Raw genomic sequence first — 399 nt, forward strand, 5'->3', positions numbered from 1 at the left:
GCGGCCGAGGCCTGCTGGCACGCGGCGCGGCAATACGGGCTCGACCGGCAGCAGTTCGGCCGCCCGCTGGCGCAGACCCAGCTGTTCCAGAAGAAGCTCGCCGACATGCAGACCGAGATCGCCCTCGGCCTGCAGGGCGCGCTGCGCCTCGGCCGGCTGATCGAGGCCGGCCGGATGGCCCCCGAGGCGATCTCGCTGATCAAGCGCAACAACTGCGGCAAGGCGCTGGAGATCGCCCGCGCCGCCCGCGACATGCATGGCGGCAACGGCATCTCCGGCGACTTCGACGTGATGCGCCACATGATCAACCTCGAGACCGTCAACACCTACGAGGGCACCCACGACATCCACGCCCTCATCCTCGGCCGCGCCCAGACCGGCCTCCAGGCCTTCTTCTGA

General features: G+C 69.9%; 1 protein-coding gene. It reads left to right on the forward strand.

Annotation, left to right across the window (positions count from 1 at the left end; all coding sequences use genetic code 11):
- A partial coding sequence (locus tag QSJ97_RS24750) for an acyl-CoA dehydrogenase family protein (protein WP_285675170.1) occupies positions 1–399 on the forward strand: 399 nt, incomplete at its 5' end.

Source organism: Paralimibaculum aggregatum, assembly GCF_030270585.1.
Classification (GTDB): domain Bacteria; phylum Pseudomonadota; class Alphaproteobacteria; order Rhodobacterales; family Rhodobacteraceae; genus Thermohalobaculum; species Thermohalobaculum aggregatum.